The following is a 22,921-nucleotide window of genomic DNA, read 5'->3' on the forward strand; positions in this document are numbered from 1 at the left end:
ATTGTCCATAAAAAATATTGGTTCACTGTTGTCGTACATAAAAAAAGAGCGAACAGAATGTTCGCTCTTTTTTTATGTACGACATATATTTTTTTTCAGTCAAACGTACTGATAAAATGTCATGTCTATTGATTTGTTGGTAAAATCTGTATGTCTCATTCCTGACGCAGGGATCTGCATCCGAATCCTCCCCAGGCCTGTTGGACAACGCCGATGACCATGAAGGCATCCGGATCGAGACGGGCCATGGCGTGTTTGAGGTCGCCGACCTGGGATCTGCGGACCATACAATAGACCATGGTCCGTTTTTGGCCGGTGTAGCCCCCGGTGGAATCCCACATGGTCACCCCCTGCCCCAGTTCTTTCATGAGCCCCCAACGGATGATCTCGGGCTGGTTGGTGATGATCATGGCTGTACGGAACTGGCTCGCCCCCTCGATGACAAAATCCGAAACCATGCCTGAAAGCAGGAGGGTCAAAAAGGCGAGCAGGGCCAGCTCCCATTCAAAGACGATCCCGGCCAGGGCGATAACGGCCACGTCCGTGTACATGACCACCTGACTCATGGGGAATCCGGTCTTGCGGTGCCAAATCCTTGCAGGGATGCTCGTCCCGCCGATGGACGAACCCGCCCGGTAGATGAGCCCCATGCCCAGCCCGTAAGCGATGCCCGAATAAATGGCGGCCAAGAGTTTGTCATGGGTGATCGGGTAGGGATGGATTGCCAGAGGAAGAAAGTGGTTGAAAGCGTCGGCCCCAAAAGAAAACGTCAAGACGGCCACAAGGGACGAACAGACAAAGGGCCATTTACCAAGCTGGAAGTATCCCCAGACAAGCAAGGGAAGGTTCGCGACCAGGAAAAAGACCCCGACCGGGAATCCCGTGTAATGGTTGACGATAATCCCAAGCCCGCTGACGCCTCCGGCCGCCAATTTGAACGGAACCTGGAAGAGAACATAGCTCCCCGCGGCCAAGGCGGCACCGGCCAGGACCATCAACTGGGTCACGGCCAGACGCTGTACCTTGGTCCAGGTCGGCAGTTCCAATCGGCGTTTGGCCCGTTCCTTGTGATTGATCTTTCGTTCCTTACGTCTCTTGATTTCTTGCGTAATATTCATGTGTGTTACCTATCAGAGGAAAAGAGGTGTTTCAAACCTGTCCTGTCCGTACATGTTGGCGGGAATCGCGCTGGGATCCCCTGAATGACTGACGCGGCACGCCCCCCTACATCTCGAGTACGAACCTTGCAAGTATATTTTTTGCTCGACCGTAATAACTATTCGATCTGCCGTATTTTCGGTAACGTACTGTCATTTTATGTTTTTTTTATACCCCCTCATGTCCCGATACTTCTACCATCCGTGAAGGGTGGATATATTCCGGAATTCCAGGAAACACCGGCCCCTTGTGGATGTCCCAGAAAAAATGTCCACCGGAATGGAGCGCGTAATGGGTAGAAATATTTTTATTGTCGGCACGGACCCATTCAATATGACTGAAATGAATGGTCTGAAAAAAAGTTCCTCGTACCACTACTATTCGCTGATCGGCACCAGGGATATCAAATGCGTTGACCGGTTTGACGTGCTCAGCTTTCTCAAACGCTACCACCATCGATTGGCAGGATTCCAAGAGTCCGTGGACGCCATTGTCGGATACTGGGATTTTCCGGTCAGCACTATCCTTCCGGTCCTGAGAAAATCCCTCGGCCTCCCGGGTCCGACACTGGAGGCGGTTCTGGGATGTGAACACAAATATCTCGGCCGGGTCCTCCAAAAAGAGGTCGTTGGGGAAATGGTCCCGGATTTTTGCGCCGTCGATCCCTTCAGCCCACATCCCGACTGCAAACTGGACTTTCCCTTCTGGATCAAGCCGGTCAAATCCGTATGTTCCCATCTGGGATTCCGCATTGGATCCCGTGAAGACTTTGAAACCAGTCTGGGGATCATCCGCAAGAACATCTATCGGTTTGCCCAGCCCTTCAATATCTTCATGGACATGGCCGGTCTTCCCCCATCGATCCACAAGGTGGACGGGAACCACTGTATTGCCGAGTCGTTGATTTCCCAAGGACGCCAATGCACGCTGGAGGGATACGTGCTCGATGGTATTGTCCGTGTCTACGGCACGGTCGATTCCATCCGTGACGATGATCATCCCTCGTGTTTCACCCGGTACCAATACCCCTCGGCCCTCCCCCGGGAAGTGCTCGAAAGGATGGAGGCGGCCACCGCAAGGGTCATGACCCATGTCGGGTATATGGACTCCCCGTTCAATATCGAGTTTTATTGGAACGAGACCGATGATGCCATCCGCCTTCTGGAAATCAATACCCGGATCTCCAAGTCCCACTGTCCCTTGTTCCGCCTGGTGGATGGGGAATCCAACCATGCGGTGATGATCGATGTCGCCCTGGGAGAGGAACCCGGATTTCCCCATAGGCAGGGAGCGTTTTCCCTGGCGGCCAAATTCATGCTCCGCTCCTTTGAAAATGGCGTGGTCCGTCGGGTTCCCGGCCCCGAAGATGTTCAAAAACTCAAAAGACGTTTTCCGGAGGCACAGCTCCTCATCCAGGTTCGTCCCGGGCAGATCCTTTCCTCACTCCGGGAACAGGACAGTTACAGCTATGAATTTGCCGTGCTCTACCTCGGGGCGGACTCACAAGAGGAACTTGTCCATAAGTATCGGGAGGCCCGGTCGGTTCTTCCCTTTGTCATCGAGACCAGAGGAGGTGGGCATGCGTATTGTCCGTGATTTCCCCCATAAAGTGGTCGTGCACGAAAATATGTGGATAGGCTTGGACGATGGGACCCGGCTGGCCGCGCGTGTCTGGTTGCCGGAGGATGTCGGCAGGGAAGGGGTTCCGGCCATTCTGGAATATATTCCATACCGTAAGCGCGATTCCATGCGCAGCCGGGACACCCAGATCTACACCTATTTCGCGGGCCATGGATACGCCGGCGTACGGGTGGATATACGGGGGAGCGGTGATTCGGGGGGGGTGCTCGAGGACGAGTATCTTGCCCGGGAACTCGAAGATGGGCTGGCCATTCTCAGATGGCTGGAAAAACAGCCGTGGTGCAATGGGCGGGTCGGGATCATGGGGATCTCCTGGGGGGGATTCAATGGACTGCAACTGGCATCCATGCGTCCACGCCAGTTGGGGGCCATCATCACCGCCTGCTCCACGGACGACCGGTTCGCCGACGATGTCCACCGCATGGGCGGGTGTCTTCTCGGGGACAATCTTTCCTGGGCCTCGACCATGTTCGCCTACAATTCGTGTCCCCCGGACCCGGCGATTGTCGGGGATTGCTGGCGCGATATGTGGCTGGAACGGCTGGAGGGAAGTGGACTGTGGTTGGAAAAATGGCTGGGTCACCAGCGGAGGGATGAATATTGGAAACACGGGTCCGTGTGCGAGGATTTTTCCGCCATCACCTGCCCGGTCATGGCCGTGAGCGGATGGGCCGATGGATATTCCAACGCGGTGTTCCGTCTTCTTGCCGGACTCGATGTGCCCCGCAGGGGATTGATCGGACCGTGGGGGCACAAATATCCCCACCTGGGAACGCCGGGACCGGCCGTTGGATTTTTGCAGGAGGCCGTACGCTGGTGGGATACCTGGCTCAAGGGAGTGCGTACCGGCATCATGGACGAGCCCATGCTCAGGGTGTGGATGCAGGAGAGCGTGCCCCCGACAACACAGTATTGCTACCGGCCGGGACGTTGGGTGGGGGTCGACGGATGGCCGTCTTCAGCCGTGGTTACGGAAAAGTATTGTCTGACTCCGGGAAGAATGCTCGTCCGTGCCGACCAGGCCGATAAAGAAGCCCATCCGGTCCAATCCCCTCTGGGATTGGGGCTGTTCGCAGGAAAGTGGTGTTCCTATGCCGATGCCCCGGATCTGCCCCATGATCAACGTCAGGAAGATGGTGGGGCCTTGGTCTATGACAGTCCCCCCTTGGACGTCCCCCTGGAGATCCTGGGCGAGCCGGTCATGGTCCTGGATATCGGATCCAACCGTCCCGTGGCCATGCTCGCTGTCAGGCTCTCGGATATTCGGTCGGACCAGCAAACAACCAGGATAACCTACGGGCTGCTCAATCTTACCCACCGTGACGGTTCGGAACGACCGGTTCCCCTGGTTCCGGGCGAGCGGTACCGGGTCCGCATCCATTTAAACCACATCGCCCACCGGTTCCCGGCGGGGCATCGGATGCGCATAGCCATCTCCACGTCGTATTGGCCCCTGGCCTGGCCCGCTCCCGGTCCGGCGCAGGTCGTCGTCCATACGGGGAGCAGCGGTATTCTTCTTCCGGTTTTCCAGAACACCGGAAACGGGGACCGGCGGCTACGCGACCTGGGCTCGCCCGAGGCGGCCCCGCCCCTGCGTATGGAGACATTGCGGCCTGAAGAACACAATTGGAGCGTTCTCAGGGATTTGGCAGCTGACGTGTCCACGTTGAAGGTCATCAACGACAACGGGGTCAAACAGATCAGGGAGATCGACCTGGAACTGGGACGGAGTGCCCGGGAATGGTATGTCTATACCGGAAATGACTTCAATTCGGTCATGGGAAAAACCGTTTGCGAACGTCGCTTCAGACGCAAGGATTGGAATGTGCGCACAAGGACCCAAACCGTACTCACTTCGACCCGGACGGATTTCCACATTCGGGCGGAACTCGATGCCTATGAAGAGGACGCCCGAGTGTTCTCAGAGAACTGGATCGTCACCATACCCAGGGATTTGGTGTGAACGGAACGGAGGCGGGAGGAACGGAGACGGGAGGAACGGAGGCATCGGCTGTAGAGAGACACGGCACGCCTTGTCTTGGTTGTTGCAGGAACATAAGAGGCGTGGTCCAATCGCATGTTTGTACCCCCAAGGATCCCCTTTCCGTTTGGAAGGGGGATCCTTGAGGGGGTATACCCTACGGTGAGGGAGTATCATCCGCATTGTCCCCAAGGGAACTCCATGGGTGTCTTACGAATATCCATCCAGGACCTTGAGAATATCCTGCCCCACCCGGACGCAGTCTTTGGCGTCGATATTGGCAAGGGCGACCCGAAGCGACCATTCCGGCCCGGCAAAACCCCGGCCTGGGAGACAGATCGTTGCCTGGTTGTCGGCAAGTCGGAAGAGAAAATCCAGGGGATGGCCTTTGGTCATTGTGGCGGCAAAGGCTTTGCCCTTTTTCATTTCGGCCAATTTTTTGAGGTCTATCAGGGCGTAATACCGGGTCAGGTTGTTCCCGGTGGGTTCCTCGATCCCGAGCGCCCCGTACAGGGCAGACCATCTTTCCTTGAGAATGGCCATGATGTTTTTTTTGTATTCGAGCTGTGGGTCAAGGAGTTCAAACAGGGCGAACAGGGTCATGGCAACCTGCTGGGGGCAGGACAAGCCCCCGGTGTGGGCCAGGGCAACCTCTCTGGAGTCCATTTCCAGCCGTTCGAAAAATTTGATCTCCTCCGGGTTGGTAGAGGTGAGGCGATACCGCAGGTCGAGCAGGGCCTGGTCTCTTTTGGGCAATTTTTTGATGATCCTGTCCACCACGCTGTTCTCGTGGATCATGACAGCCCCCAGCCGCCAGCCGGTTACGCCGAAATACTTGGAAAAGGAATAGACCCCGATGATATTCTCGGGGAGATAGCGTCCAAAGGTGTCGAATGTATCCACAAAGCTGGCGTAGACCGTGTCCGATATGATGATCATATCGGGGTTGTGTTTTTTGATGGTCGCGGACATCCGTTCGATGGTGTCCGTGTTCAATGCAACCGAGGTCGGATTGGTGGGATTGACCATATACAGGGCCTTGACTGCCGGATCTTTCAGCTTGGACACTTCGGAATCATCGATCTGCCAGCCTTTTTCTTCGTCGCCGGAGACATACACGGTTTTCAGGTCATAATCGGCGAGCACCGGGAGTTCCAGGTACGGAGAAAAAACAGGAGTGACAATGGCCACCTTGTCGCCGGGATTCAATACCTTGTTGGCCTTAAGGGAATTGAACACATAGATCATGGCTGCGGTGGCTCCTTCCGTGGCAAAAAGATGGAAGGACCCTTTGGGGGGATGTCCGGAAAAGACGATCTTGGACAGATAGCGGTTCACTATATCTTCAACCACGGGTAGGATTCTGGGCGGATCAGGATAAAAATCCCCCTGGATCGCATCCACAAGCTCAAAGGCGATTTCATCGGGGGGCATATCGACCTTGCTCAGGACGAAATCCACGGCCTCTTTGAGGAATGCACCGCCTGGTTCATCGCGATGGGCATTAACGAATACTTTCAATCGATTGGCCAGTCCCTCTTTGTTCACCCGGTAGCCGATGTCGGGCTTATGCGAGCCGTTGGTTGATTCTGCGTCGGTGGCGGCAAAAAGCATGAGCAGTGCCGTGGCCTTGCGCACCGTGGTGTTCAGAAAGTCGGGATTGCCCCGTCCGGCGTTGAGAACCTCCATGCCCGGTTTTTTGTCGACGGCATCATGGGCACGCTTGATGAGCATGTTTTTTATCTCAAAAGGACTTTCCTCCCGAAGTGCGGCCCAGTTTTGATTGGTCTTGGCCACCTTGGCAACGACCGTGTCCGGATCAAGGCCGATGAGCATGGCCGCACTCGGCAGAGAAACTCCCAGAAGGGAAGCGTATTTGAGAAAATCCCGCCTGGATACATTGCCCTTCTGCGTTTCATGCGCCAGCTCGTTTAAAAAGGGATGCTTCGAGGAATCGGACATGGTTCACTCCTTGATGGTGGTTGGCACGGATATGGCGATACCCCAGCAAACGGGCTGGGGCCACCATGGTTCGACCCGTTTGTCATACATCCCTAATCCACCAATCCTTTCCATGCAACTGTCGAGTGGGGCAAGCAGGTTGCCATGTTTGGGGGCGGATTTTCGAAGAGCCCCGACAGCCACGGCAACGGCCTGAATCCTGGGCAATACGAAGGCGCTACCTGACGCCCCTTCGCAAGTCTAATACCATTTTTACTAAATTCTGGTCGAAGAAAAGCGGCTGGAAGGCGTTTCTACCTTGCGGAGCTGACTTTCCCAAAAAGAATCAGAACAAAGTACAAATGGTATAATTACTTGAGATCTTTGATTGAGTCAGTGAATGACCACATATTCCCTTCTGCGCACTATCCTCGATCCTGGGCGTAGCCGGCCCTTATCTGTTGGTCAGCCAGACCCCGGAGAGGGTCAGCGTACCTCCGACGAGCAGGGAGATATACACGGGTTCGCCAAGGATGACGGATCCGAGAATCACGGCAAAGACCGGGACCAGATTGATGAAGATCCCGGCCCGGGCCGGGCCGATGGTCTTGATGCCCTGGTAGTACCAGGTGAAGGCCATGCCCGTGGCGATGACCCCGAGGAAGAGAATATGGCCCCAGTCCCGGGGTATTGAACGGGCGATGTCGTTGAGGAGCCCATGGTGCAGGGCAAAGGGGAGGAGAATGGTGTCGCCGATGATGCATGACCAGGTCACCGCCTCCAGGGGATTGACGCGGCGCATGACCCGATTGCCGGCCAGGGAATAGACCGTCCAGCTGGCCACGCAGCCGAGGATGAACAAATCACCGGTGGACAGAGGGGACTGCAGGAGCGTCAGGGGATTGCCCTTGGCCAGAACAATGGACACCCCGGTCAGGGAAAGCAGGGTGCCGATGATTTTTTTTCTGGTGAGGGGTTCCTTGAAGATCAGGGCCGAAGCCAGACAGATAATCACCGGGATGCAGGCGATTATCAGGGCGGCCCGTCCAGCGGCGACAGTTTGCAGGCCGGAAAAGAAGAAGAAATTGTAGCTGAACACCCCGCTGATCCCCAAAAGAAGCAGCCCGGGAAAATCTTCTCGTCTGAAGGACGGAAGCCGTCGGTTCATCCGGCAGGACCAGAGAAACAGAAATATGGATGCGGCCAGAAACCGCAGGAACGCCGCTGAAAACGGCCCCATATCCTGGGCCAGAATCCGGCCGGAGATCCAGGTCGCTCCCCAGATGGATACCGAACCGAGCAGAAGAAAGTAAATACGCATGGATGAATACCGTTGTAAGGGGTAAAGATTGCCGGGATAAGGGGAGCCATAAAAAACAAGAAAATTCTATAAACGCTTGAACTTAAAACCTAAAACTTGAAACTATGGCTTGGCCGAATTCTGTCCTCTCCCATATCAAAAATACGGCCCATTCGGTTTGTCTGCCATGGGAACAACGGCATCGAAATACCGCTCGATTTTGTCCATGCGCCTTTTTTCCGTCCGGCTCAGGGAATCCGTGCCCAGGGTTTGGCCCTTGTAGCCGTTGGCAACAACGGTGTGGGCGTGATCGAGTACGGTGGCCATGGTTTCGGCCTTGCCGGCCTGGAGGTAGATGCTCATGTCGTTGATGATCAAAAGATCGACCCTGTCGCCGTTCACCAAACGGTTAAACCATGTTTCAATGTGGCCTCTATTTTCCCGGGCCAGGGTAATAATGTGTTTGGGCGAGGTTCCCATGAGTCTGGGAGGGTGGATGCCGCCCTTGAAGAGGAGGTCCGGGGTGGAGTGGTTGAAGATGACATGACCGCCTATGGGACCGCCCTGGGTGCGTCCCGAGAGTTCCATGGGGACGGTAGGTGCCATGTCAAGGACCGCGACGATGGGAGTGGACATCTTGTCCTGCATGCAGTCCCGGATTTCATCGCCCCAGTAGCCGGTCAACGTAGTCTTGCCCGTGTTCACCCCACCGGTGATGATCGTTCTACGCCCGATGAGTTGTTCAGTCGGGAGGACACCCTGTGCCGTCATGGCATTACTCCCAATTTGAGCATGATCCATCTTCCGGCCAGAAATGTGGTCAGCAGCAGACTGATAAGGCCGAGCACGTTGACCAGGATACCGTTGGCGTGTTCACCAGCCCAGGATTTCGAGTTCAGAAGAATCAGGTTCATACCGATGATCAGCGGGGTCCCGCACAATCCCAGGGCCAGCATGATCACGAGCATGATCAGCCAGCCGCCCGGGAGCAGGGGACCTGCCAGGCTGACCAGACATCCCGCCAGAATGGCCATTCTGGATTGTGGATTTGTGCGATCCTTGTTCCAACCAAACGCGTCGGCCAGAAAGAACCCACCCGCCATGAACGTCGGGGTGATGGTAGAGAGCACGGCCGCGGACAGCCCGACCAGAAATATGGGTCCGGCATAGGGACCTAGAACCGGTGTCAGTGCATGGGCCAGATCAAAGGCGGTTCTGATCTCGATGTCCCGGGGATGCAGCCAGGCCGCGCCGGTGATGAAAATGGCCGTGCTGTACAGGCCGAATGCCACAAACATGCTCAAAAAGGTGTCCATGGCGGCCAGGGGAAGATTCTTGGGGGACCATCCCCGCTGGTTCACGGTATAACTGTGCATGGCGATGATGGTGATGTGTACGGCCCCGCCCATGATGGCCGCCATCATCAGCGCGCCCTGTCCCTGGTTGGGAAAGGTCGGTACCAGTCCTGACAGCATGGCCCCGAGATCCGGTCTGACCTTGATGGCCGTGACCATGAAGCAGAGAACCACCAGGGATACAAGCCCCTTGCTCACCCTTTCCAGAAGACCGTACCCGCCCCGGATCAGAAGAAATCCCAGCAGTCCTGCCCAGAACACACCCCACAGCGGCGTGGCCAATCCGGTCACCAGTCCGGTCACCCCGACCAGGGCCTTCATCAATGCCGCAGCCGCCAGCCAGGTAGCCAGCAGGGCGTCGACCATGAGAATCAGGGCCCAGGTCCTTCCCCAGCGTTCCTCGACAATGCGGATGATCCCCTTTCCGGCAATGATCCCGGTCTTGGCGGCCATGTATTGGTTGATACAGGCCAACAGTCCACTGAGCACAACGACCCACAAAAAGGAATACCCAAAGGTCCCCCCGGCAATGGCCACGGAGGCCATGGTCGCAGGCCCGGCCGCCACCGCGCTGACGACCCAGGCCGGGCCGAATCGGCTGATGATACCGGCTGGAGGGGCACTTGCGGTATTCACTTTGGGTGCAGACATCGTGGTCATTCTTCATGCTCCTTGGTTATGCTCCATGGCAATCAAAAAAGCCGCCGTTCCATCAGGAAAGGGCGGCTGCAAAGGATCATGGATTGAGTCCATACAATCGCGGTTGACTGCACGTACCCCGAATGAACAGCCGCTTCCCTCCGCCGGTATTGCCCGGATCAGGTTCAAAGGGTCGTCCGGAATCGGACTCTCAGTATGAAACTCCCCTAGCGAACGGTCCGGATAGATGGGATGGGGATGGGATGTCAATGGGGGGGGGAGGGCGGTTTTAGGTTTTACGTTGTAGGTTTTAAGGGGAGGACGGGGGATAGCATAGTAATCTCATATGCATCGTGACCCGGTAGGGGCGGATTCCATATCCGCCCCTACCGGATTCCATATCCGCCCCTACCGGATTCCATATCCGCCCCTACCGGATTCCATATCCGCCCCTGGATCCAATTTCTGGTCCAGGATACCACCATACGTGGAGGAGATAACTTGGACCGCAGGTGGACTGTGAGCCCGGCGTACTGCGCACTACGCACCATGCCCCGCGTACGAGGCATCACACCTGCTCCAATTCTCTTCCTATCTCCTGCAGCGATTCCTCAGCCTCCTCGATGGCAAAGTCATCCATATACTCGGCCAGGGTGTCGCATTTTTCCCGGCCCACAAGGGCGGCCAGCGCGGGCAGGATCGTTTCCAGCGTCTTTCTGGCTCTGTCTAGATCCTCATCGAGCAGGGAGGCTATGGTCGCTACGTGGGCGCGGCATTCCCGGGGATCGGCGTCTACCGTCCCCTTGTCTTTACCGGTTTGGGAAGCTCCCTGCATGAGTTCGGACGCTCCGAGACCCGCAATCATCTGTTGCAGGGTATCTGCAAATTCCTCCCACAAGGGCTCGGGAATCTTCGCATCATTGGCAATGCATGTTTCCACCTCAGCAGCCAGGCCGGACAATCCAAGAGCTCCGATATTGGCTCCCACCCCCTTTATGGAGTGGGCGTTGCGCCGGGCGTCCTCCTTTTCCCCTTTGGCCAGCAGTTCCTGGATGGTGGCTTCAGCCCCGGCAAAGTCGCGGACAAAGGTGGTCAGGAGTTTGCGGTAGAGCTTGAGATTGTTGTTGGCCCGGGCACGTCCCTGTTCCGTGTCCAGGCCGGGGACATCGATCGTCAATGCCTGCGGTTCCTGTTCCCGGGGTGCAGCGGGATTTTCCGGCTGCCGGGTTTCCACTGTCCGTCCCGTCCATGCGGCCAGAGTGGCAAAGAGTTTGTCCGGGTCGATGGGTTTGGTCAGATAATCGTTCATGCCCGCGTCCATGCATCGCTCTTTATCTCCCTTGAGGGCATGGGCGGTCATGGCGATGACCGGGAGGGTGTCGAATCTTGCGTCCTTTCTGATATACCCGGTGGCCTCGAACCCGTCCATCTCAGGCATTTGCACGTCCATGAGGACCACATCCGGAATTTCCTGCTCCAAGGCCTTAAGCGCCTTCTTGCCGTCGGATGCCACGGACGTGGTCACCCCCGCGCTGTGCAGCCATTCCAGGGCCACTTCCTGATTGATGAGGTTGTCCTCGACCAGAAGGACCCGAACGCCGGTCAGATCCGCTACGGAAATATCTTCTTGCCGCCCTCCATTGTCCCCGGAGACCGCGTAGTCATGCCTGCCGAAGAGATCCATGATGGTGTCGAAGAGCAGGGACTGGTTCACGGGTTTGTGCAGAAACGCATCCAGAAATGTTTTGTCGGATTGCTGGATGAGGTCTTCGCGGCCATAGGCGGAAACCATGCACATGACCGGCATCTTTTCCAGTTTGAGTTTCTGCCGGATTTCCCGGGCCGTTTCCAACCCGTTGAGGCCGGGCATCTTCCAGTCCAGGATGACCAGATCAAAAGGCTTTGCTGTGTTCTCCAGAATCTTGAGGGCCTCTGTTCCCGATGAAGCCGTGACCGCCTCCATGCTGAACGCGGCAATGGACCCCTGCATGATGTCCAGGGCGGTCCTGTTGTCGTCCACAATGAGGACGCGCAGCCCGCGAAGATCCTTGGGGGGAGACAGGGCGATCTGCTGGTCGGCGGGCTGGCGGGTGAACACGGCACTGAACGAGAAACAGCTCCCCGCATCTTTATCGCTGGTGACCCCGATATCCCCGTCCATGAGTCGGCTCAATTGGCGGCAGATGGTCAGCCCCAGCCCGGTGCCTCCGTACTTGCGGGTCGTGGACCCGTCGGCCTGGGTGAAGGAGTCGAAGATGGTCTGCAACCGGTCGTCGGGGATACCGATGCCCGTGTCCTGCACGGCAAAACGCAATCTGATCTCGTCTCCGGTCAGACCTTCTTGGTCCGCATCCGGGGCCACCGAAATGGTGACCTCCCCTTCATGGGTGAATTTGAGGGCGTTGCCGGTCAAATTGATCAGGATCTGGCCGAGCCTAACAGGATCGCCGAGCAGGGCGCAGGGGGTCTCCTTGTCAATGGAGACCAGCAGCTCCAATTCCTTTTCATGGGCCGTATAGGCGAACATTTCCGAGATATTGGACATGACCTCGTACAGGGAGAACGTTACGGTCTCCAGTTCGAGCCGGCCCGCCTCGATCTTGGAAAAATCAAGGATGTCGTTGATCACAGCCAGGAGCGACTTGGAAGATATTTTGATCTTTTTTAGGTATTCCTCTTGGTTTGAAAGAAGATTGGTGCGCATGACCAGGTCGGTCAGCCCCATGATGGCGTTGAGCGGGGTACGGATTTCATGGCTCATGTTGGCCAGAAATTCGCTCTTGGCCTTGGAGGCCTCTTCGGCGGCCCGGCGTCTGGTTTCGGCGTGCTCCTTTTCCCGCCGTATGGTCACATCCTGGAGGGTTCCTTCGATGATCCGGTTGCCGGATTCATATTCCTGCACATGGGCGTTGATCTCGCCCCAGAAGACGTGCCCGTCCTTGTGCTTCATGCGCACCTGCATTGCCTGGACCTTCCCGGTTTCCTGCAGGGCCGCGATGACTGCCTGACGTTCTTCCGGATTTTCGTACATATCCTCGCCGATGTGGTGGATTCCGGCGGTCATCTCCTCGAAGGAGTCGTATCCCAGCGTAACGATCATGGCCTGGTTGGCGGTGAGTAGGGTCCCGTCCATGCTGGTCTGGTACATGCCTTCGGAGGCGTTTTCAAAAATATTGCGGTACTTCCGGAGCATACCGTCGAGTTCTTCGTGACTGGCCTTGAGATGGGCGGCCATGTCGTTCATGCTCACGGCAAGACCGGCAACCTCCCGGCCGACAGGGATGTCCAGACGCATATCCAGGTCGCCCGAAGCGATGCGTTCGGCCCCCTTTTGCATGGTTTTGAGCGGTTCCCCGATGCGTCGACCCAGCCATAACCCGGCCACCCAGATGAGGGGCAGACTCAGGCCGAAAATTCCCATGGCCAGAAACAGGATCTGCCGTTTGTAGGCCGCCAGGGTGGCCACGGAGATATCCAACCCCAGAATTGCCTTGCGCTGCCCATCGGAGCCGTACAGGGGGGTATATCCTGAAAGCCAGGTTCCCCATTGGTCGGTATAAAAATTGTTTTCTACAAATGTGTCGGACAAATGGGGAAACCGGCGTTGGAGAACAGGGCTGACATCCGTGTAGGGCTGGTCCACGGTCAACTCGAGTTCGGGATCGTCCTCGGCATCGACGATGAAATGGATGGAGCCGTCTTCATGGGCCCGCAGGGTGTAGACAAAGGCGATATCACTGGAAGCGTCCCGGATGGCCTGCAATGTTTCCTGGACCCTGTCATAGGTGGATGAACCGCTCTGTTCGGCATCGGTCAGGGTGGTCAGCAGGTCCACGTCGACCAATTGGGCAGACAGGGAAACGATGTCGCGGAGGCGGGTTCTGACATCGGATGTGACCTGTCTGGACGCGGCCCGGTACAGGGCAAAGGTAGTCAATGCAGTGATGGATACGGACAGGAGAAGAAAGACGATGGTCAGATAGTGTCCGATACTCAGACTGCGGAGGCGGGTGAAGGATGATTGTTTGTGCATAAGGGGGAGGGGTATTGGGGGTTCGGGGAGACTGCACGGACGGGACAGAAGATAGCCTCCGGTCACATTGATAGATTGTCGGTCCTGCCACCTAAAACATAAGGCTCTTGTTGGATTCCGGGGGCCTGTCTCTTCCTGGCCAAGTATCATTGAATCAGTACGACAACTGGCCTTCCAAACGAGTTTTTTCCTGGGAACGCCGAGCGTCTGCTCGGCGTTTCGAGCAACAGCTGAAGGGTACAGCTTTATACTGTCTGGCCGGCATCATCTGCCCTTGTTCCTGCCATGTAGTCAACGCAGTGCCGAGCAGACGCTCGGCGTTCCCAGGGGGGAGCGACCTTGCATTGTGAGTAGGCCCCCGAAACGCAATAAGAGCCAAACATAAAATCTCAAACCGTTTTTCATACCAGATCGATGCCGCGCAGGGTGTTTCTCCCCGTGTCCTTGGCCCCGTAGAGCATCTTGTCGGCCGCTTCCAGAAGGGTCGTTCCGGCCGTACCCTGTCGGGGGATGGACGTGGCCACTCCAAGACTCAGGCTGACGTATTCCGCAACGTCCGAGGCATCATGTCTGATGGCCAATTTGCCCACGTTTGTCTGGATCCGCTCCGCAAGAACCATGGCCTCGGCATGGGTTACATAGGGAAGAACAACGGCGAACTCTTCGCCGCCGTACCTGGCCACAAAATCCCCGGCCCGGCGCATGGACCGCTTGATCGCCCCGGCCACCTCTCGCAGGCAATCGTCCCCCCGTCCGTGGCCGTAGGTGTCGTTGTATTCCTTGAAGTGATCGATATCCATAAAAATGAGCGAAAGGGGGGTCCCGGTCCGGGTCGCCCTGTTCCATTCACTGGCCATGACCTCGTCGAAACGTCGCCGGTTGGGGATTTCCGTCAGGGCATCGATGAACGCAAATTGCTCCAGGAGTTCCTGCTTGCGTTTCAGGTTCAGATGCAAGCGGACCCGTGCCTTGACCATGGGGGGATGGAAGGGCTTGGTGATGTAATCCACGGCACCGAGGGCGAATCCCCTGTTTTCGTCCATGACTTCGGAAACAGCGGTCACAAAAATGATTGGAATATCCTTGGTGGCTGGATTTTCCTTGAGAAGTCCGCACAATTGGTACCCGTCGACATCGGGCATGAGAATGTCCGTGAGAATGAGATCGGGCGGAGAGTCGGATAGGGCGATTTTCATGGCCCTTGCGGCATTGACCGCGGCGGCGATACGGTACTCGCCCCGGAAGAGTTCCATGAGGAGTTCGATATTTTGTTTGTTGTCATCGACGATGAGGATTTTGGGCCTGGTATCATTCTGATCGGAAGAATTCATGTGGGTCCTGCACTTGTCGTGTTGGTGCTGTTGGAATGCCGAGGGAATGGAAAGCGACCATTCCGGATACATGCCGGGATGGTCACTCGAGAGAATATGATAGCAGAAGGTTGTCGTACGCCGATGGTAAGTATGATAATTACCACGGATCTTATGGCGGGCGCAACCGTAAATTGCCAGACAACTAGGCCAGGTGGCGTCCTGCTTCCACCTTCCACTCCCTGACCGTTTCCCGGACACCGGTTTCAAGGGGATGACCAGCCTTGAAATGTTCGGCAAACACATGCAGTCCCGTTGCCCCGCGGGGCGCAAAAAGTCCTTTGACACGGACCCACAGGGGATCGAGGGCCGTTATCATGTCCTCGAGGATCTGGTTGGTGATGGTTTCCATGAAGGATTGGTGGTTGCGGTACGCGAACATGTACAGCTTGAAGCTCTTGGACTCCACGATACGTTCGCCCGGAATGTATTCCACGACGATGGTCGCAAAATCGGGCTGCCCGGTCACGGGACACAGGGAGGTGTATTCCGGGAATTCGATGCTCACGATATAGGGGCGTTCGGGAAAGTTGTTCGGAAAGGTTTCCATGATCCCGGCGTCGGGGCCTTTTTGGACGTAGGTGGTCTCCCCTCCCCGGCCCAGGGTTTTGAGGTGATCGGTTGTATCGCAGCTTTTGCTGATTGACATGGACTGCTCCTTTGTTTTGACTTTTTCCAGACGTTCCGGCAATCCACTGACAGAATGTCTTTTGGTTTGAGGCCCCGCCTGGGACTGTTTTCCCTGAGCGGATCTTTGTTTTTTTGGACTGTTTATCCAAACGAGGTAGCGTATGTATGACGACGAACACGGGGTGTATACCCTGCTGGTCGGTCTCTTTGTTGGCGGGCTGGTCATTGCCGCGGTCGTATCCGGCAAGATAGTGGATTTTTTCGGTCTGTACGTGCCGGCCGGAGTCCTGGCGTATTCGGTCACCTTTGCCGTGTCGGACATCATCAGCGAGATTTGGGGCAAACACCGGGCCACACAGATGGTTCGTTGCGGATTCGTTGCCCTCGCGGCGGCCATGGTTCTTTCATCCCTCGCCCTGCACTGGCCTTCGGCGCCCTTCTGGAACGAACAGACGGCCTTTGACACGGTTTTCGGCATCACTCCGCGGATCGTGCTCGCCTCTCTGGTCGCCTATGGAGTCAGCCAGACCCACGACGTGTGGCTGTTCCATCTTCTTCGAACGACAACCGGCGGCAAGCACCTCTGGTTGCGCAACAATCTGTCCACGGCCCTTTCCCAACTCCTCGACTCGACCATTTTCATCAGTCTGGCCTTTTACGGAACAATGCCTCTCCTTCCCATCATCATCGGCCAATGGACCGCCAAAATGGCCATTGCCGTGTTGGATACCCCCTTCGTCTATCTGGGGGTGTCCATACTGCGGGGGCGCATGACAGGCAAGCCTGAACCGGTTTGCAGGTAAACGCGCCGGTTGAGCTGGAGGATGGCGGATCCGAAGTTTTTCACTATCGATAAACGCCTGACTCCTGATCAATGTTGGGACCGTGCTGGACAGAGCCCCGTTCCGACACGTACGAGATAGGTTGCACACGCATTATCGCGAGGAACCATCAACCATTCCGAGATCATGAAAAACAACAAATACCTCATCCTCCTCTCCGTGCTCCTCTTCGTGACACACGGCGTTTTTGTCGTGTTCACGTACTTTTCTGACAGAAACGATCTGCGTGACGCTATTTGTCTGTGGTCGGAAGGAACGCGCGACACCTTCAATCTTGCCCTTGAAGAAAAATCCATCGCCATGCAGCAGATCGCCACCTATGTGGGGCACGATCCGCTCATTCAGCATCTTTTTCTTCAGGCTTCGCGAATATTGGAGAAAAATGATATGGATTACGATGCCCCGGAGGTCAAACAGATCCGCAAGGCTCTCTTCGAGAGTGTCAGGAATAGTTGGGACGTCATGCATGACAACTATGATGTCAGGCAGCTCCATTTCCATTTTGGACCGGGGTCCACGTCGTTTTTGCGGGTTCACAAGCCCGGGAAGTACGGCGACAACATGGACCATGTTCGGTACACCATCGTCGACGCCAATGCCTTGCTCACGCCCACGCGAGGTTTTGAGACGGGCCGCATCTATTCGGGAATCCGCGGGGTCATACCTGTATTCATTACCGATACAAACGTAGGCGAAAAGCTCCATATAGGAGCTCTGGAGGCCGGTACATCATTTTCGTTTCTTCTGGATGTCCTGAGTCAATCCCTGTCCACGGATTTTGCCGTTTTGCTCACTAAGAAGCATATCGAAAAAAACATGTGGGATGAATTCGTGGCCAAGAAGTTTGGTCCATTGAGCAGTGTAGGTTCTTTTTTTATCGAGGATTCCACCCGTTCGTTGAAGATGACGAAAATTCTTCTTGAAAAGGCTCTATCCCAAAAAATTACTGTAGGATCGAATGACTGTAATCTGGTTGAGTTGAATGGGCAGCGGTACCAGGTAGCCATGTTCTCCCTTCGTGACTACCGTGGAAATCTCAATCATGAATTGCCCGATGTGGGTAAGGTGTTGGCGTGGAGAGACATCACTGCTAAATGGACGGCTTACAGGTCCCGTTTTTACAACACCATCCTTATCGCTGTCGCCAGCCTGGTTGTGTTGCAGATTTTTCTGATCGTGGGGTGGTATTTCGGGAGCAGGCAGCTCAGAAAGATCATCGAAGACCAGACAGCGGAATTGGAAGCTCTGGCCACCCGAGACCAACTGACCGGCATCCTGAATCGATGGAAGCTGGAGGAATACTTCACCCGTGAGATCAGCAGACACCATCGTTATGATACGGTTTTTTCCGTGATCATGTTCGATCTGGATCACTTCAAGAATGTCAACGACACATGGGGACACGATGTCGGCGATATGGTGCTCAAAGAAGTGGTCGCCCAAACGGGTAAAAATATCCGGGAGACAGATGTTTTTGCCCGCTGGGGCGGGGAAGAATTTTTGCTGCTCCTGCCTGAAACCAAATTGGACGTGGCCGGCAAGGTGGCCGAACGGATACGTGCGACCATGGAAGAGACCGTGATCAACGAGGACCTGACCGTTACCCTGAGCCTCGGGGTCGTCCAGCACCAGCAGGGTGAAACCATGGACGAGACCCTTAAGAGGGCGGATAACAATCTGTACGAAGCCAAGGAAGGCGGGAGGAACCGGGTGGTTACCCGGTAGGGAGTGGTTGCAGGACACGGACTGTAACACGGATGGCAGACACAGACGGCAAATTCGGGCGGGCCAATCTCCCATCCTGGATTTGATCCGGGATCTTGAAGGATGTGGCTGACCGGTTGGCTTTGAGGACAGTCTCCCGGTCGTTCAAGATCCAGGCCTTTGCCGGGATAACGACGGGGGGACCTGTGGTATTCGGCTCGGAAACGGTGCCTTTCGAACGCGTAGTTTTTTTACGGCTGGCAAATACTAAACCAGAACCAGTTTGGAATGTTGGGTTTTCATCGAACCTCTGCCCCAAGCGACGATCCGCAAGGGGTGCCCCTACGGTTTGGTTGCCTTGAACGTACATCCAAAATCCATTTTGAAAACATCATGTTTCAAAGTGGTTCTGGTTTAAAAAGGGATTGAACCCAGGTTCAATCCCTTTTGTTGTGGTATAATCGGTGTATTACACGATGCCTGGTTTAATCAAAGGCCTTGTCCACGGACCATGCATCCCAGACCCTGCCCACCAATTCGGGGCCGGGTTTGAGGGTGTCCTTGCCCGGCTTCCAGCCGGACGGGGTGGCCTGGGTGCCCTTGCTCTCGCGGACGAGCTGATAGGCCTGGATCTGGCGAAGGCTTTCCAGGACATTGCGGCCCACGGGCGGGGTGAGCACTTCCATGGCCTGGATGACACCGTCCGGATCGATGATGAACCGGCCCCGAACATCCACGCCGCCGTCCTGGTCATAGACACCATAAGCCTCGCCCACCTTGCCCCCGGCATCGGAGAGCATGGGGAAGGGCACCTTGCCCGATGTGACCATTTTGGAGATTTCATGATCGATCCACATCTTATGGACGAACATGCTGTCCACGCTCATGGAGAGAACCTGGACCCCAAGCTTTTCGAATTCGGCATGCTTCTCGGCGACCGCCGAGATTTCCGTGGCTCAGACAAAGGTGAAATCGCCGGGATAGAAGCAGAGAACCACCCATTTGCCCAGATAATCGGACAGATTGACCGAGGTGAATCCGCCTTCGAAAAACGCGGGTGCGCTGAAATCGGGGGCCTTTTTGCCGACTGTGACCATGGTGGCTTCTCCTTGTTCGGTTGCTGGGTGTACGGGTACGTCCTGCTCTTTGGGGGCCTCGCCAACCACGCCGCCTGTGGGACGAGCGCAACTGAGGGGCTTTTCTTCTGCCATATGCAGCCTCCTTATGGGTTTGGTGACTAGCTAAAAAACAATCACTGCGATGTGGATAATTGAGCGACTCTGCTCTTGGCTCGGCGCAGGTTGTGTGGGAGAGGGCATCCGTTTGTCCCAACCGAGCGGGCCGCGTTCCTCGCAGATATCCGATGCATGCCGGTACAAAGGGCACGGGGCAATCCTTTAGCCCGTGCCCTTTGTACCGGCCGGTCCGGTCAGCTCTCCTGTTTCTCCATGGGTTCGCCACAGCAGACCAGCTCCCCTCCGCCAGCCTCCTTGACCTCGACGACATTCCCGCACAATTCGCATTTGTAGATTTCTCCGACCTGGGTCATGATGATCCTCCCTGTACACAATGGTTGACGTGGAAATAGACGATAAATGAAACCAAGGATAAAAACAAGCTTTGATCGGGATTCCGGGACTGCCGGTCCTTGTGGGAATGGTACGCGTCCGCACACCGTGCGGCCATTGGTGTCCAAAGGGGGGAGGGCAACATTTACCCCGTTCCCACATGTCATTTTTAGGCCCCTTGTCTTTGGGCTGAATTTAGGAAATAATAATAAAACCTACCGCAAAAAAAAATTACGTTCCGTCATGTTTTACACTGTGGTATGATTACAGGCGTTTTATTTGGTTTTATTTTGTTGTTTGCTCGTAAATTACTATATAAAATTATCAGGATTTGTAATGGATATTGAATCTTCTGATTATGTTGATGTTATAGAAATGTGCGATAACCCAGCTTTTATATTTGATTTTGAGGGTAATATATTATTCTATAACGATAAATTTTTGGATATAGAATATACTGGAACTGATAAAAATAAATCGGATATCAAAAATAAATTTTGTGCACTCTGGAAAAAAACTTTTAAAAATTTTTCAAAAAATATAAAATATGTCCATTTAATAATTTATTCGAATTATAATTGTTTGTATTTTTCCATACAAAAAAACAAAAAGGGTATGTTGCTGGGAGTGGCAAGGAAAGTATATGCAAACAATGAAAGAAATATAAATTATAAATTTGAAAAAATGTGTTTTGAAGATTTGAATTATGGAAAAAGTAAATATTTCCGAAAATATCTTGTCGATATGGTTTTTGAAGAACGAAAAGAATATTTGATTTGTGTTGATGGTAAGATTTTCGAAAATATAACATTACCAGATAAAAAATTTTGGAAAAACATTTTAATAGATAGTAATAATAAAAAAGAACATAAACAAAAAATAAAACTATTGGACTCAGAAGACCAGCATAGAGCATTTCTTGAAGCGACAGGAGTAACAACAACTATAATTGATGAAAATTCTAAAATTTTATATGTAAATTCATGCTTCGAAAAAATGTTTGGTTATAAAAAAGACGAAGTTGAAAACAAACTATATTGGCAAAAATTATTCTATCCAGAATCAGTAAAAATGATGATGGACTATAGAAAAATACGATTAAATGAAAAATATGCTCCCAATGTGTATGAGGCAGATGTAAAACTAAAAGATAACACAAAGAAAAACGTAATAATAACCGTTAGTGTAATTCCTGGCACTAAAATGGTCGCTTCGTCAGCTCTAGATATAACAGAGCTGAAACAGGCGAAGAAAAATGTTGATATATTACTCGAAGCTCTTGAAAATGCTCAAGAGTCTATTGTTATTTCTGATAAAAATTTTATTATACGTTACGCAAACAAAAAATTTATAGAGAACAATCTTGAAAGCAATGAAGAAAATGATCTTAATATAATTTTTAAAAGATTTTTTGACCAAAATTTTATTGATGAAATTGTTGAATACATAAAGAAAAAACGTACTTGGTCTGGATACATAGAAAAATGCCATAAAGAAAAAAGAAAGACACTTTATGGGAGTATTTCTGTATTTAAGTATGTTGACGGAGAAGAGCTTTTTATAAGTATAATGCAGGATGTAACTGAAAAGCTTAGGTTAAAAGAAAAGCTTCAACGAGATGAAAAGTTAAAAGCTATTGGAATGTTGGCCGGTGGTATATCCCATGATTTCAATAATATTTTGTCGCCTATACTCTTGAATGCTGAACATTTACGGTATTTGGTAAATAAGAACAACAAAGCAATTCAAGATGTTAATGATATTATCCGTATTACAAAAAAAGGGAGGGACCTTGTAGATCAGATATTCAACTTATCAGGAAAAAATGACAGAGAAGTACAGGATGTAATTCTTGATCCAATTATTGAAGAATCAATAGATATTTTCGATAAATATTTACCTGATGGTGTTAAAATAAATTATAAACTTTCAAACAATATCGCTGTAGTAAATTCTAATAGTGTTTTGATTCACAGAATTGTTAATAATATTATTAATAATGCCAAGGATGCAGTCGGTGAGCGCGGTAATATTGATATAGATATGTACGAATTCGAAAAATTAAATAGCTGCAGCAGTGAATATTCATATCTTGAGGATGGTCAGTACTGGATAGTATCAGTAAAAGACGACGGTCCCGGCATCAGCGATCAGATTCGAGAATGTATTTTTGATACATTCTTTAGCACAAAGAAGAATAGAATCGGTTCAGGGCTTGGTCTGGCGATCGCCAAGGGTGCAGCCAGAAGCTGTGGTGGGGATGTCCTCTGTGAAAACAGAAAAGAAGGGGGAGCAAATTTTATGGTCTTCTTGCCCAAGTCGTTTGCTGTCCCACCGAAAAAAATGGATCGTGGTTCTTTACCTGCCTTTCCGAAAATAAGAGCGAAAATCATGCTCGTTGACGATGATCGATTGGTCGTTCATGCAGTAACCAAAATGCTCCGGAAAATGGGAGCGGAGGTCTGTGCCCATTGTGATGCCTATAAGGCGATAATTGAATTCCGCAGGAACCCAGACTATGATTTGGTGATCACCGACTATTTCATGCCGGAAATCAATGGGCTTGAGTTAGCGAAGATGTTGCATGATTGCAGCAACCAAACACCAATAATACTTTATACTGGTTTTTCCGGAAAAATATCACGTGAAGGTATTGAAAAATCCAGCATAAAACACATCGTTAATAAATCATCAAGTTTTGAAAAACTTATAAATGCCGTTACTGAATCACTTCATAGTAAAAAGCAAAAATAATTATT

Annotated in this window: 14 protein-coding genes, 1 pseudogene and 1 riboswitch; of the genes and pseudogenes, 5 read left to right on the forward strand and 10 right to left on the reverse strand. The window is 53.2% G+C overall.

Annotated elements, in window-relative coordinates; translation table 11 throughout:
- Nucleotides 1-155: 155 nt before the first annotated feature.
- Nucleotides 156-1,118 (reverse strand): YitT family protein, encoded by a 963-nt coding sequence (locus ACY692_RS07385; protein ID WP_462324713.1) that lies wholly within the window; start codon nucleotides 1,116-1,118, stop codon nucleotides 156-158.
- A gap of 331 nt (nucleotides 1,119-1,449) precedes the next feature.
- Between ACY692_RS07385 and ACY692_RS07390 the strand changes: the two genes are divergently transcribed.
- Both ACY692_RS07390 and ACY692_RS07395 read left to right on the forward strand, forming a co-directional pair.
- Nucleotides 1,450-2,754: an ATP-grasp domain-containing protein gene (locus ACY692_RS07390; RefSeq protein WP_462324714.1), complete on the forward strand. Its 1,305-nt coding sequence runs from the start codon at nucleotides 1,450-1,452 to the stop codon at nucleotides 2,752-2,754.
- The gene (locus ACY692_RS07395) at nucleotides 2,738-4,762 is read left to right on the forward strand and encodes a CocE/NonD family hydrolase (RefSeq protein WP_462324715.1); all 2,025 of its coding nucleotides are present in this window, start codon (nucleotides 2,738-2,740) and stop codon (nucleotides 4,760-4,762) included. The genes ACY692_RS07390 and ACY692_RS07395 overlap by 17 nt, the downstream gene beginning before the upstream one ends.
- A 228-nt stretch (nucleotides 4,763-4,990) precedes the next feature.
- On the opposite strand, the gene ACY692_RS07400 is transcribed toward ACY692_RS07395, so the two are convergent.
- The 7 genes from ACY692_RS07400 to queF form a co-directional block, all read right to left on the reverse strand.
- Nucleotides 4,991-6,742 (reverse strand): bifunctional aspartate transaminase/aspartate 4-decarboxylase, encoded by a 1,752-nt coding sequence (locus tag ACY692_RS07400; RefSeq protein ID WP_462324716.1) that lies wholly within the window; start codon nucleotides 6,740-6,742, stop codon nucleotides 4,991-4,993.
- Nucleotides 6,743-7,175: 433 nt separating this feature from the next.
- A complete protein-coding gene (locus tag ACY692_RS07405; protein WP_462324717.1) occupies nucleotides 7,176-8,042 on the reverse strand; it encodes a DMT family transporter in 867 nt (288 codons plus the stop codon).
- Nucleotides 8,043-8,177: 135 nt separating this feature from the next.
- A complete protein-coding gene (locus ACY692_RS07410; RefSeq protein ID WP_462324718.1) occupies nucleotides 8,178-8,792 on the reverse strand; it encodes a hypothetical protein in 615 nt (204 codons plus the stop codon).
- Nucleotides 8,789-10,036: an Nramp family divalent metal transporter gene (locus tag ACY692_RS07415; RefSeq protein ID WP_462324719.1), complete on the reverse strand. Its 1,248-nt coding sequence runs from the start codon at nucleotides 10,034-10,036 to the stop codon at nucleotides 8,789-8,791. Before ACY692_RS07415 ends, ACY692_RS07410 begins: the two co-directional genes overlap by 4 nt.
- A gap of 118 nt (nucleotides 10,037-10,154) precedes the next feature.
- Nucleotides 10,155-10,254: riboswitch (TPP riboswitch) on the reverse strand.
- A gap of 329 nt (nucleotides 10,255-10,583) precedes the next feature.
- Nucleotides 10,584-14,048: a response regulator gene (locus ACY692_RS07420; protein WP_462324720.1), complete on the reverse strand. Its 3,465-nt coding sequence runs from the start codon at nucleotides 14,046-14,048 to the stop codon at nucleotides 10,584-10,586.
- 401 nt (nucleotides 14,049-14,449) lie between these two features.
- Nucleotides 14,450-15,379 carry a diguanylate cyclase domain-containing protein gene (locus tag ACY692_RS07425; protein ID WP_462324721.1) on the reverse strand — a complete coding sequence of 310 codons (930 nt, stop codon included), beginning with the start codon at nucleotides 15,377-15,379 and terminating at the stop codon, nucleotides 14,450-14,452.
- 184 nt (nucleotides 15,380-15,563) lie between these two features.
- Nucleotides 15,564-16,067: a preQ(1) synthase gene (queF, locus tag ACY692_RS07430; RefSeq protein ID WP_462324722.1), complete on the reverse strand. Its 504-nt coding sequence runs from the start codon at nucleotides 16,065-16,067 to the stop codon at nucleotides 15,564-15,566.
- Between the two features lie 142 nt (nucleotides 16,068-16,209).
- Between queF and ACY692_RS07435 the strand changes: the two genes are divergently transcribed.
- Complete coding sequence (locus ACY692_RS07435; RefSeq protein ID WP_462324723.1) at nucleotides 16,210-16,851, forward strand: queuosine precursor transporter; 642 nt, start codon at nucleotides 16,210-16,212, stop codon at nucleotides 16,849-16,851.
- Nucleotides 16,852-17,016: 165 nt separating this feature from the next.
- The gene (locus tag ACY692_RS07440) at nucleotides 17,017-18,615 is read left to right on the forward strand and encodes a sensor domain-containing diguanylate cyclase (RefSeq protein WP_462324724.1); all 1,599 of its coding nucleotides are present in this window, start codon (nucleotides 17,017-17,019) and stop codon (nucleotides 18,613-18,615) included.
- A 464-nt stretch (nucleotides 18,616-19,079) separates the two neighbouring features.
- Here the strand turns inward: ACY692_RS07440 and prxU are convergent, their stop codons facing one another.
- Both prxU and ACY692_RS07450 read right to left on the reverse strand, forming a co-directional pair.
- Complete coding sequence (prxU, locus tag ACY692_RS07445) at nucleotides 19,080-19,805, reverse strand: thioredoxin-dependent peroxiredoxin (protein WP_462324725.1); 726 nt, start codon at nucleotides 19,803-19,805, stop codon at nucleotides 19,080-19,082.
- A gap of 233 nt (nucleotides 19,806-20,038) precedes the next feature.
- Nucleotides 20,039-20,143, reverse strand: a pseudogene (locus tag ACY692_RS07450) (desulfoferrodoxin FeS4 iron-binding domain-containing protein); the annotation flags it as partial.
- 355 nt (nucleotides 20,144-20,498) lie between these two features.
- On the opposite strand from ACY692_RS07450, the gene ACY692_RS07455 reads away from it, so the two are divergent.
- Complete coding sequence (locus ACY692_RS07455) at nucleotides 20,499-22,916, forward strand: PAS domain-containing hybrid sensor histidine kinase/response regulator (RefSeq protein WP_462324726.1); 2,418 nt, start codon at nucleotides 20,499-20,501, stop codon at nucleotides 22,914-22,916.
- The last annotated feature ends 5 nt before the right edge of the window (nucleotides 22,917-22,921 follow it).

It is taken from the genome of Desulfoplanes sp., assembly GCF_054921335.1.

Excerpts from the sequence above, each read along its gene's own strand:
- ACY692_RS07385 (WP_462324713.1), bottom strand. The coding sequence starts at position 1,118 with ATGAATATTACGCAAGAAATCAAGAGACGTAAGGAACGAAAGATCAAT.
- ACY692_RS07390 (WP_462324714.1), top strand. The coding sequence starts at position 1,450 with ATGGGTAGAAATATTTTTATTGTCGGCACGGACCCATTCAATATGACT.
- ACY692_RS07395 (WP_462324715.1), top strand. The coding sequence starts at position 2,738 with ATGCGTATTGTCCGTGATTTCCCCCATAAAGTGGTCGTGCACGAAAAT.
- ACY692_RS07400 (WP_462324716.1), bottom strand. The coding sequence starts at position 6,742 with ATGTCCGATTCCTCGAAGCATCCCTTTTTAAACGAGCTGGCGCATGAA.
- ACY692_RS07405 (WP_462324717.1), bottom strand. The coding sequence starts at position 8,042 with ATGCGTATTTACTTTCTTCTGCTCGGTTCGGTATCCATCTGGGGAGCG.
- ACY692_RS07410 (WP_462324718.1), bottom strand. The coding sequence starts at position 8,792 with ATGACGGCACAGGGTGTCCTCCCGACTGAACAACTCATCGGGCGTAGA.
- ACY692_RS07415 (WP_462324719.1), bottom strand. The coding sequence starts at position 10,036 with ATGACCACGATGTCTGCACCCAAAGTGAATACCGCAAGTGCCCCTCCA.
- ACY692_RS07420 (WP_462324720.1), bottom strand. The coding sequence starts at position 14,048 with ATGCACAAACAATCATCCTTCACCCGCCTCCGCAGTCTGAGTATCGGA.
- ACY692_RS07425 (WP_462324721.1), bottom strand. The coding sequence starts at position 15,379 with ATGAATTCTTCCGATCAGAATGATACCAGGCCCAAAATCCTCATCGTC.
- queF (WP_462324722.1), bottom strand. The coding sequence starts at position 16,067 with ATGTCAATCAGCAAAAGCTGCGATACAACCGATCACCTCAAAACCCTG.
- ACY692_RS07435 (WP_462324723.1), top strand. The coding sequence starts at position 16,210 with ATGTATGACGACGAACACGGGGTGTATACCCTGCTGGTCGGTCTCTTT.
- ACY692_RS07440 (WP_462324724.1), top strand. The coding sequence starts at position 17,017 with ATGAAAAACAACAAATACCTCATCCTCCTCTCCGTGCTCCTCTTCGTG.
- ACY692_RS07455 (WP_462324726.1), top strand. The coding sequence starts at position 20,499 with ATGGATATTGAATCTTCTGATTATGTTGATGTTATAGAAATGTGCGAT.